The organism is Cryobacterium sp. TmT2-59 (assembly GCF_004403545.1).
Classification (GTDB): Bacteria; Actinomycetota; Actinomycetes; order Actinomycetales; family Microbacteriaceae; genus Cryobacterium; species Cryobacterium shii.
In genome coordinates, this window is sequence record NZ_SOGM01000050.1 from 41,587 (window position 1) to 52,053 (window position 10,467).

Annotated in this window: 8 protein-coding genes and 1 pseudogene; 2 read left to right on the forward strand and 7 right to left on the reverse strand. The window is 64.9% G+C overall.

The window, feature by feature from the left end; all coding sequences use genetic code 11:
* Positions 1 to 124: 124 nt before the first annotated feature.
* From E3T24_RS08480 to E3T24_RS08510, 7 genes are all read right to left on the reverse strand, one after another.
* Positions 125 to 1,624: a CoA-acylating methylmalonate-semialdehyde dehydrogenase gene (locus E3T24_RS08480; RefSeq protein ID WP_134406047.1), complete on the reverse strand. Its 1,500-nt coding sequence runs from the start codon at positions 1,622 to 1,624 to the stop codon at positions 125 to 127.
* Positions 1,625 to 1,807: 183 nt separating this feature from the next.
* Positions 1,808 to 3,145 carry an aspartate aminotransferase family protein gene (locus E3T24_RS08485; protein WP_134434510.1) on the reverse strand — a complete coding sequence of 446 codons (1,338 nt, stop codon included), beginning with the start codon at positions 3,143 to 3,145 and terminating at the stop codon, positions 1,808 to 1,810.
* A 95-nt stretch (positions 3,146 to 3,240) separates the two neighbouring features.
* A complete protein-coding gene (locus tag E3T24_RS08490; protein ID WP_134406052.1) occupies positions 3,241 to 4,107 on the reverse strand; it encodes a polysaccharide deacetylase in 867 nt (288 codons plus the stop codon).
* A complete protein-coding gene (gene speB / locus E3T24_RS08495; RefSeq protein ID WP_134434511.1) occupies positions 4,104 to 5,075 on the reverse strand; it encodes an agmatinase in 972 nt (323 codons plus the stop codon). Before speB ends, E3T24_RS08490 begins: the two co-directional genes overlap by 4 nt.
* Positions 5,076 to 5,139: 64 nt before the next feature.
* Positions 5,140 to 5,925 (reverse strand): SDR family oxidoreductase, encoded by a 786-nt coding sequence (locus E3T24_RS08500; protein ID WP_134406058.1) that lies wholly within the window; start codon positions 5,923 to 5,925, stop codon positions 5,140 to 5,142.
* Positions 5,925 to 6,635, reverse strand: a complete 711-nt coding sequence (locus E3T24_RS08505) for an SDR family oxidoreductase (RefSeq protein ID WP_241976226.1) — start codon at positions 6,633 to 6,635, stop codon at positions 5,925 to 5,927. The genes E3T24_RS08500 and E3T24_RS08505 overlap by 1 nt, the downstream gene beginning before the upstream one ends.
* Positions 6,632 to 8,152 carry an amino acid permease gene (locus tag E3T24_RS08510; RefSeq protein ID WP_134406061.1) on the reverse strand — a complete coding sequence of 507 codons (1,521 nt, stop codon included), beginning with the start codon at positions 8,150 to 8,152 and terminating at the stop codon, positions 6,632 to 6,634. The genes E3T24_RS08505 and E3T24_RS08510 overlap by 4 nt, the downstream gene beginning before the upstream one ends.
* A gap of 182 nt (positions 8,153 to 8,334) precedes the next feature.
* On the opposite strand from E3T24_RS08510, the gene E3T24_RS08515 reads away from it, so the two are divergent.
* Positions 8,335 to 9,762: a PucR family transcriptional regulator gene (locus tag E3T24_RS08515; protein WP_166789192.1), complete on the forward strand. Its 1,428-nt coding sequence runs from the start codon at positions 8,335 to 8,337 to the stop codon at positions 9,760 to 9,762.
* A gap of 31 nt (positions 9,763 to 9,793) precedes the next feature.
* A pseudogene (locus E3T24_RS17940) lies at positions 9,794 to 9,979 on the forward strand (restriction endonuclease); the annotation flags it as partial.
* Between the last annotated feature and the right edge of the window lie 488 nt (positions 9,980 to 10,467).

Below are 10,467 nucleotides of genomic sequence, written 5' to 3' on the forward strand. Positions count from 1 at the left end.
CAGCGGAAGTGAATGCGTTGCCGTCAAGGTGCCCGTCGCGACCGTGACGGTAGGGAGTGTTTACCTCGCGACCCGAGTCTCTGTTGCGCGCAGATGGTCTACGCGCAACAGAGGCGCTCCCACCTCAGGCGTTTTGCGGGAAGCCGAGGTTGATTCCACCGTGGCTCGGGTCGAGCCAGCGGCTGGTCACGGCCTTCTCCCGCGTGTAGAACGCGACGCCCGCGGGGCCGTACGCCTTCGCATCGCCGAACAGGGAGTTCTTCCAGCCGCCGAAGGAGTGGTACGCCACGGGCACCGGGATCGGCACGTTGATGCCGACCATTCCGCACTGCACTTCGTTCTGGAAGCGGCGGGCCGCCCCACCATCGTTGGTGAAGATCGCCGTGCCATTGCCGTACTGGCTGCGGTTCATCAGGTCGAGGCCCTCGGTGTAGCTGCCCACTCGCACGACCGACAGCACCGGGCCGAAGATCTCGTCCTGGTACACGGTCGAGTCCGTGCCGACCTTGTCGAACAGGGTCGGGCCGAGCCAGAAACCGGAGGGGTCACCGTCGACCTCGATACCGCGACCGTCCACGACTACGTCGATACCGTCGGCGGTGGCGACGTCGATGTACGAGGCAACCTTGTCGCGGTGCACCTTCGTGATCAGCGGGCCCATGTCGGTGCCGCGCATGCCGTCACCGACCTTGAGCCCCGACATGCGCTCGGTGATCTTCGCGATCAGCTCGTCGGCGACGGGCTCGACCGCGACGATGACGCTGATCGCCATGCAGCGCTCCCCAGCAGAGCCGAACCCGGCGTTAACCGCGGCATCCGCAGCGAGGTCGAGGTCGGCATCCGGCAGCACCAGCATGTGGTTCTTCGCGCCACCGAGGGCCTGCACCCGCTTGCCGTGGAGAGCGGCCGTCTCGTAGATGTACTTCGCAATCGGCGTGGAGCCGACGAACGAGATGGCCTGCACGTCCGGGTTCACGAGCAACGCGTCGACAGCCTCCTTGTCGCCGTGAACGACGTTGAACACGCCGGCGGGCAGACCGGCCTCGGCGAAGAGCTCGGCCATCCAGTTCGAGGCCGACGGGTCCTTCTCGCTGGGCTTCAGCACGACGGTGTTCCCCGCCGCGATGGCGATAGGGAAGTACCACAGCGGCACCATCGCCGGGAAGTTGAACGGGCTGATGATGCCCACGACGCCGAGCGACTGCTTGAGGGTATACACGTCGACGCCCGTCGACACGTTCTCGGAGTAGTCGCCCTTGGAGAGGTGCGGCATGCCGAGCGCGAATTCGACGACCTCGAGGCCGCGCTGGATCTCGCCGAGCGCATCCGCCGTCACCTTGCCATGCTCTGCGGTGAGGATGTCGGCCAGCTCGCCCTTGCGGGAGTTCAGCAGCTCGCGGAAGTTGAACAAAATGCTCTGGCGCCGGGCCTGCGAGGTGTCCCGCCAGGCCGGGTACGCCGCCAGCGCCACGGCGATGGCGGCGTCGACGTCGGCGGTGCTGGCGAGGCGCACATTCTTGGCAACCTGGCCGGTGGCCGGGTTGAACACTGGGGCGGTGCGCGTGGACTGTCCGTCGGCGGCAGCGCCGGCGATCCAGTGGTTGATAACGGGAAGTTCAGTCATGGTGTCGTGTCCTTAGGTCGATTCGACGGAGATTGTGGCGTTTGGGGCCCGCAGCGGCCGGTTCGTGACGGGAAAAGGGCAAAATCTCCGTCGAATTCGAAAGGTGCGGGCTTCGGTGATCGAGCTTGTCGGGTTCCGGTGATCGAGCCTGTTGAGATCCGGGCTCGACCACCGGCAGGCAGGTCAGGCGAGCAGGTCGAGGCTGAGCACCTCGTCGTAGATGGCAAGCGCCTCGGCGACCTCGGCGTCGGTGACCACGCACGGCGGCACGACATGGATGCGATTGTCGGCGAGGAAGGGCAGCAGGTTGCGGGCGAGCAATTCCGCTTTGATCCGGCCCATCACCGCGCCCCTAAGGGGCTCACAGGTCTCCCGGTCGGCGACGAGCTCCAGCGCCCAGAACACGCCCTCGCCGCGCACCTCGCCGATGATCGGGTGCTTCTCCGCCAGCTCCGCGAGACCCGGCGCGAGCCGGTCTCGCCCGATCCGGGCCGCGTTGGCGACGATGCCCTCGTTCTCCATGGCGTCGAGCGCCGCGACGATGGACGCCATCGCCAGCGGGTGACCGCTGTAGGTGAGTCCGCCGGGGAAGACGGTCGTGTCGAAGGTATGCGCGATCGAGTCCGAGATGATCACCCCGCCGGTGGGCACATAGCCGGAGTTGACGCCCTTGGCGAAGGTGATCAGGTCGGGGGTCACGTCGAAACCCTCGAACGCGAACCACCGCCCGGTGCGGCCGAAGCCGGCCATCACCTCGTCGAGGATCAGGAGGATCCCGTAGCGGTCGCAGAGCGCGCGCACCCCGGCCAGGTAGCCGGGCGGCGGCATGAGCACCCCGGCCGTGCCGGGGATCGATTCGAGCAGCACGGCCGCGATCGTGGTCGGACCCTCACTCTGGATCATGCGCTCGAGGTGGCGCAGCGCACGCTCCGACTCCTGCTCGGGCGTCGTCGCCCAGAACTCGCTGCGGTAGAGGTACGGGCCGAAGAAGTGAACGTGCCCGCGCGCGAATTCGTTCGGGATGCGCCGCCAGTCGCCGGTCGCCACGATCGCCGCCCCGGTGTTGCCGTGGTACGAGCGGTAGGTGGAGAGCACCTTGTCCCGCCCGGTGTGCAGCCGGGCCAGCCGGATCGCGTTCTCGATCGCATCCGCCCCGCCGTTGGTGAAGAAGACCTTGTTGAAGCGGGCCGGGGCGCGGTCGACGATGCGCTTGGCGGCCTCGCCGCGCATCAGGTTCGCGGTCGATGGCGCGACGGTGGCGAGGGTGCCGGCCTGGTCGATGATCGCCTGGGTGACGGCCGGATGCTGGTGGCCGATGTTCACGTTGACGAGCTGGCTGGAGAAGTCCAGGTAGCTGCGCCCAGCGTTGTCCCACACACAAGAGCCCAGCCCGCCGGCGATCACAAGCGGTGCGAGGGCGCCCTGCGCGGACCAGGAGTGGAAAACGAATGCACGATCGAGCTCGACTGTGCGCTGGTCGAGCCCTGCCCCTGCTGTGTCATTTACGGTGGTGGCATTCACGATTATCTGGAGTCTTTCTGTAGTGAGGATGGGCGCCGGAGCGCGGTGAAGCGGTAGTTCCGGACGATTTGATTTCGGAGAAGTTGGAATTGCGGCTACAGGTCCGGGCGGACGATTGACCGCGGTGCGAGGCCGAGGCTGCGGGTGTGCTGCGCGATTTCCTCGAGGGATGCGACCCAGACCCCCGGGGTTGCAGTGACCTCCGCCATGAGTTCGTCCAGTTGCCGGGCTCGCCCCGGGCGGCCGGAGAGGAAGGGGTGATTCGTGAGCACCCAGCATCCGCCTTCGTCGTGGAGCGCCTCGAATTCGCTGGTCCAGAGTTCCCGGGCCTTGGCCGGAGTCTCGATCCGGCCGCTGCCCGAAATGTCCGGGAGGAAGCAATACTGTTCCCAGTCGTCCAGCGCCCACTGGATCGGAATCTCAACGATCGACTCCGCGGAGCCGGGCGTGATCGAAAGTTCGTATGGCGCATCCGCATCCATCAGGCTCGAATCGTAGAGGAATCCGCGTTCGGCCAGGAGCGCCGGGCTCTCCCAGGAGAGATCCCACATCGGGGCGCGATAGCCAACCGGACGCACGCCGGCGACCTCGGCCAGAGCCTCCAGCCCACGGTCGAGGTTGGCGATCTGGCCGGCCAGATCCACGGCGCTCGGCTGTTCGTGCAGGTAGCCGTGATGAGCGATCTCGTGGCCTGCGCGGGCGATGTCCCTGACAACTCCTGGATACCGGTGGGCGGTATAGCCGGGCACGAAGAAGGTGGACCGGATCTGGTGGTGGTCAAGCATCCGCAAGAGCCGGGGAACGCCGACCAGCGGGCCGTACGCTTGGTGACTCATCACGCTCATCCGGTTCGCGTTTGCTGGTGCGTTCCAGAGCACGGCCGACTCGGCATCCACATCGAACGTGAACGCCGCCGCCGATTGCTTCCCCTCCGGCCAGCGGATGGGGCCCCCGCCGGTCATTCGCGGCGCTGCGCAGACATGATCGTGATCAGCTCATAGGCAAGATTCGCGGCCGCCACGGCCGTGATGGCCGCGTGGTCGTATGCCGGCGACACCTCGACAATGTCCGCGCCGACGATCGTGTGGTGGCGGAACCCCCTGAGCAGCGCGAGGAGCTCTCGGCTGGTCATGCCGCCCGCTTCCGGCGTACCGGTGCCCGGCGCGAACGCCGGATCCAGGACATCGATGTCAATCGAGATGTAGACGAGAGCGTCACCTACCCGGTCGAGGACTCGCCCGAGGATGCCGTCGACGCCGATGCGGTCGAAATCCCGGCAGTGCACGATGGTGAAGCCCAGCTCCTCGTCGTCGGCAAGGTCTGCGGGGTCGTAGAGCGACCCGCGAATGCCGACGTGGGCCGACCGGTCCTTCCGGATCAGACCTTCCTCTGAGGCGCGGCGGAAGGGGGTGCCATGCGTGTACGGCGCGCCGAAGTACGTGTCCCAGGTGTCGAGGTGCGCGTCAAAATGAACCAGCGCGACCGGACCGTGCTGCGCGTGGACTGCCCGCAACGCCGGGAGCGCGACGGTGTGGTCACCGCCGAGGGACAGGACCGGGCGGCCGCCGGACATAAGCTCGGCGAGCCCTGCCTCGATTTCCCCGAGTGCCTCCACGATGTCGAAGGGGTTGCAGTCAATGTCGCCCGCATCAACCACCTGCGCGTCAGCAAACGGCATCGAGTCGAGGGCTGGGTTGTACGGACGCAGGAGGCGGGATGCCTCACGAATCGACGACGGGCCGAATCGTGCTCCGGGACGGAAGGTGACTCCGGCGTCAAACGGGATGCCGACAACCGCGACGTCGAAATCCGGTACATCCTCGCGCCGCGGGAGCCGGGCGAACGTGGTCAGTCCGGCATAGCGCGGGGACTTCTGGCCGTCGACCTGGCTCACCGGCCTGCTTCCATCGCGGACAACTCGTGTGTTCATGGCGTGCTTCTTTCTGTCTGCAGTGCCGCCCGGAGGCGTGAAGAGTATTGAACCGAGGACATGGTTACGCTCGCCCTCGCGTGGAGCCGCCGTTGATCTGCACCACCTGTCCGATGATCGCGGAGAGGCGGAAGTCGCACAGGAGCGCTACGGCCGCGGCGATCTCAGGCGAGGTGCCGATCCGCCCCAGGGGGATGTCGGCGGCATAGGCGGCACGCATCTCGTCGAGGGTTATCCCGGCACTTCGCGCATCGACCTCAAGCTGCGGGGTGTCCGTGACGCCAGGGGCGACACCATTAACGATGATCCCCTCGGGGGCCAGTTCGCGGCCGAGCGTCTTGACCAGCGAGATCAGTCCCGCTTTTGAGGCCGAGTACGCCGTCGCCTCCGGCCACCCCGTCACACCCCACTCGCTGGAGATGACCACGATGCGTCCGGCTCCCCGGCGCCGCATCCCGGGCAGGACCGCCTGGACGAGATGGAACGTGCCGCCGAGGTTGGTGTCGATGACCTTCCACCACTCCGCGGGGTCGGCGTCCAGGAACGGCCCCATCGTCATGAAGGCGTGGTTCGCCACCAGAACGTCAACCGGGCCCATATTGTCTTCCACCTGCTGCACGAGGGCCCGCACTTGCTCCGGCTCGGACACGTCTCCGGGCACCGCCAGGCCGGACAGCTCAGAGGCGAGGGCGGAGAGCCCCGCCGAGGCTTCCCGGTCGTTCACGGCCACGGTGGCGCCTGATGCGGCAAGTCGACGCGCGTGCTGCGCCCCCATGCCCTGCGCTGCGCCGGTGACGAGGACAATCTTGCCCTCGAGATCGGGGTAGGAACGTATTCTCTTCTCGGACATCAGATCACCGCTCCAGCATTCGGGTTGAGGGTTTCCCCGACGCAGAACGTCCCCTCATCGAGGAGGAACGCTACGCAGAGGGCGACTTCCTCCGGCGAGGTCAGCCTCCCCAACGGAAGCGTGGCCAGGTACTCCGGGGCACGCCACGGCGAATCGGCTGCCAGCAAAGGCGTGTCCGTTGGGCCCGGTGCGACGGCGTTCACCCTGATGCCCTGGGGCGCAAGCTCCGCGCCAAGACTGCGCACTAGACCAAGGAGGGCACCCTTCGCAGCCGCATAATGTGCGTCATCCGACCCGCCGCCGATGGCCAGTTCGCTCGTGATGGCGACGATCGACCCGGATCCGGCCGTTGTCATTCCTGGCAGGACGGCACGGCTCAGGTTGACGAATCCTCCGACGTGGACGGAGAGCATGCGTCGCCACTTGTCGAGGGTGATCTCGGAGACTGGCAGCATCTCGTAATAGCCGGCGGCGGAAACCGCGGCCGCAACCGGTCCGAGTTCCTGCTCGACCCGCCTGACCGCGGCCCGGACCTCATCCGGGTTGGCCATGTCGACGCACAGGTCGAAGGAACACTGCGGCGAGGGCCTCAGGTCGAATCCGGCAACGGTCCAGCCGCGGGACTCGAGCTCCGCCGCGACGGCTGCTCCGATCCCGCTGGCCGTGCCCGTCACAATGGCTACCGTTCGCGCCCCTGGGGTCATATTCATGCGAGTTGCGGTTTCTTTTCCGGGAGCTCATCGTTTTCTGGGAGCTCATCGGGAGAGAGGAGCTCTTCCGGCATAATGTATTCCCGTCCTGTCACCACTGGGATGGCCTTGTGGACGGACAGGTAGATCGCCGTCCCCACCACGCTCAGGACAGCCATGGCGATCCAGATCGACCAGTCCAAGAAGGACTGCTCGTAGACGGCCCGGGGCCAAGCAATATTGAGGAATTCGAAGACAGCCCAGACAACCGCGACTACAGCGAGCGGGAGCGTTGCCTTGCCGAGCGTGAACGGACCGGCACGCCAGCGTCCTCGCAGATGCACGACGACAAATCCGACCAGCGGGAAGAGGAATGAGAGGAAGAATCCGCCGGAGGTGAAGTTGAGCATCAGCGTGTAGACGTTTTCGGCCACGTCGCTGAGCAGGAACAAAGCTGCGCCCACGACCATCGTGATCAGCAACGGTCCGACGGGCTGGCGCTGCTTGCGGCTCAGGCGGGAGAGCATCCTCGAGGCCGGTAGTGCGCCATCCCTTGCGAACGACCAGATCATTCGTGAGGCCGAGGTCTGCAGCGCCAAGAAGCTTGCCAGGAAGCCGATGATGAAGAGGATCTCCACGGGCTTGGCAATCTGGCTGCCGAGCTGGGACGTGAGGGTGAAGTTCACGGGGTCGGCGACGTTCCCGCTGCGCACGGCGTTGAGATCCGGGACGGCGAGGATAAGAGCAAGGCTCGTGTACATGACAACAACGGCAATGAATATCAGTGCGAAAAGGATCGCCTTGGGGAGGTTCTTGCGCGGCTCGCTGACTTCCTCGGCGATAGCGCCGGCGCTCTCGAATCCAACGAACGAGAAACCGATGAACACCATCGCGAGCAGGAAGGGGCCGCTGAGGGAAAGGTAATCCGTTCCCGGTGCGAGGCCGGCACTCCCGTCGAACAGGACGCTAATGGAGTTGTGCTGGTGGAACAACAGCAGCCAGGTGCCGAGGCCGAGCGAGCCGACGATTTCAGCCACGATGCTGGCGATCATGAAGACCTTCAACACCACCCGGCCGGCGAGGTTCACGATCGTTCCGAGAATCAGGACCACAAGTGCGATCCACGCCTTATCCACGCCGGTGGGGCTCGCGATGCCCATGACGTTAGCGATGAAGCCCGCTGCGGCTATCGCGACGGTGGCCATCGCGATAAGAAGGGTCCACATATACGCCCAGCCGGCAAACCAGCCGAACGTCTTGCCCCCGAGGCGAGCCGACCACTGGTAGATCGACCCCTCGATCGGCCAGCGCGAGACCAGCATGGCGAAGACGAGGGCGACGAGGAGCTGGCCGCCGAAGACGATTAGAAAGCCCCACCAGAAGGACGGGCCGGCAATGGACAGGGCAACGCCAAAGATCCCGTAGAGAGCGACGATAGGCGAGATGAACGCAAAACCGAACGCAAAGGATGAGAAGAGATTGAAATCTCGTTTGAGGGTGATGCCTTCGGTGGCAGCGACCGTTTCGTTTTGGGCCATGGTGGGTCTCCTTCGACTCCCGCAATTATGAATTCATTCGGGAAGCGACGGCCACTTTCTGCCACAACTTAGGATGAACCACCGGGCACGGTGCGTGATATTGTACGAAGCTACAAGGAATGACAGTCGGATCCACGCTTCTGCGGACTATTTCCCCATATTTTGACCTGAGGATAGTAGAAGTGACTAAATCGATCTCCACCGCCTTTGGCCTTGAACTCGGGGAACTCGTCGACGTGCCCGAGTTGGGGCTTCACCTCATCGTCGGCTCCAAGTGGGCGCTCCCTCGTGTTGTCAGCTGGGCGCACGCCACAGAAATGACGGACCCCAGGCCACATCTGCGTGGATCCGAGTTGGTCTGCACCGTGGGGTCGGCGCTTCTCACCGCCGCCAACTGCGCGAGGTTGGTCGAGGCGGTCCACGCGACTGGCTCAGCCGGGATCTGTCTCGGCATCGGGGAAGTCCACACGCAGATCCCCCGGGCACTGATCACGGAATGCCACAGACTGTCCGTGCCGCTCATCGAAATGGCGCACGGAGTCCCCTTCCTCGCGATTAATGATGTTCTCGCCGACGCGCGCGTTCGGGCTCAATCTGGCAGCAGCCAGCGGAATGCAGAGCTGGTCAGCAGGCTGCTTGCGGCTCTTCGCGAGAACGCGCCGATGGAAGATATCCTGAGCGTATCTTCCGCGGCCCTCGGGGGATCGCTCACCTACGCGCTGGCTGATCCGGCGGCGGAGTCGCTACCGATGGCAACCCTCAGCGCGGTGGTTGATGATGCTCCGGGATCGCTGTCCGTCAGGACCGCGGAAGGGAACCTTCTGGCTTGGCAGGGTCAGCCTCCGTCGCCTGATGCCGACGTGCTCGGCCAGATCGGTCGAGTCCTGGAAATCGCTAGGCACGAGCGGGTGGACCACGACAATCAGGATCGCCAACGCATCGGGCAGTTGTTCGCCCTGGTTTCCGAGGGCCTCGCCGATTCCGCGGCCCTGATGCCGGAGTTGCAAAGGGCAGGCCTCGTGGGGAAATCCCTGACAATCTCGGCGTGGCCGGCGGAGACGGCGTCGCTGCTAGCCGCGCACCTGCCAGGCACGTTGATCGCCGACGCGCCCGAAGCGACCTTTGTCGTCACGGTCGGCCCTGAGGACGTATATGGTGCCGCTCGCGATCTCGGATTAGTCTGCGGCCACGGGAGCCCTGTCGACGTCTCACAAATCTCCCGTGGAATCGGGGAAGCCCGCGCAACGCTTCGCCTGGCGCGCCGTCACGGCAAGGTTGCCGGGCCAGACAGCCTGACCAGCCTGACCGGGCTTCTCGAACAACAACCGCCCATGAGGCTGGTTCCCTTTATCGACCAGCTCGTCCGTCCGCTGCTCGAGCATGACGCGCGTCGTGGCAGCCAGCTCGTGGCAACCCTCCGGACGTTCATCGAGCAGCAGGGGTCCCTGCAAGCGACCGCCGAGGCCCAGTATCTACACGTCAATACGGTCCGCCATCGGCTTGGACGGATTGGGGTCATCACCGGCCGCAACCCACTGGAAGACAACGACCGGGCCTCCCTTGCCATTGCACTGTGGGCCTACGACAGGTCGCGTCGATACGTTCCCTGACGCACGGTGCGATCGAGCGAGAGGAGAGCTTGCAATTCCGCTTGACGACAACAATCGGAAGCCGATCGCTCGCTTGCACTTCAATAGCAAGAAACAGAAGTACATCGGGATTTTCGACGGCGACAAGGTCGAGACGCGCCATCCCATCGATTCACTCGATGAGATCTATATGCATGCAGGTGCAATTCGGGACACCGTTCGAGTTCACCAGGGCTAGTTCGAGGAACGGATGGCCACGTTCTCAGTAAGATCCGTCCATTCTCATAGCTTCGTCGATGGACCCCATGAGCTCGTCGTTCCCAAGCCAACAGTGGTTTGACAAGAGGCTCCCGTCGCGACGTCTTGGCTATCGCCGCCCCACGCGCACCGGCGACTCCAAGTGCGCGTAGAGTGCACGGCGGGACGCGTTTAGCGCAAGCTGGACCTCGATCGCCTCCTTCTTGTACGAGGGCATCTCTGGATCAACCAGCAGGGCCCGCAGCGAGTCGTCCGAGTTTATGTGGCTCGCCCAGAGTTCGGGAAGGCGATCGGGGCCAATCGTGCCGATCAGAGTAAGGGCTTCACTACCCAGGCGACCCGCTTCGCTAGGCACCGTCGATTGACCTGCCGCGGAGTTCTCGGACAGTGGGCCCTCTTAAAATGAGGGACTACTGAAAGTAGAGATCAGCATGACCGCATCACGTCGGAAATTTACCCAGGAGTTCA

Excerpts from the sequence above, each read along its gene's own strand:
- E3T24_RS08480 (WP_134406047.1), bottom strand. The coding sequence starts at position 1,624 with ATGACTGAACTTCCCGTTATCAACCACTGGATCGCCGGCGCTGCCGCC.
- E3T24_RS08490 (WP_134406052.1), bottom strand. The coding sequence starts at position 4,107 with ATGACCGGCGGGGGCCCCATCCGCTGGCCGGAGGGGAAGCAATCGGCG.
- speB (WP_134434511.1), bottom strand. The coding sequence starts at position 5,075 with ATGAACACACGAGTTGTCCGCGATGGAAGCAGGCCGGTGAGCCAGGTC.
- E3T24_RS08500 (WP_134406058.1), bottom strand. The coding sequence starts at position 5,925 with ATGTCCGAGAAGAGAATACGTTCCTACCCCGATCTCGAGGGCAAGATT.
- E3T24_RS08505 (WP_241976226.1), bottom strand. The coding sequence starts at position 6,635 with ATGAATATGACCCCAGGGGCGCGAACGGTAGCCATTGTGACGGGCACG.
- E3T24_RS08510 (WP_134406061.1), bottom strand. The coding sequence starts at position 8,152 with ATGGCCCAAAACGAAACGGTCGCTGCCACCGAAGGCATCACCCTCAAA.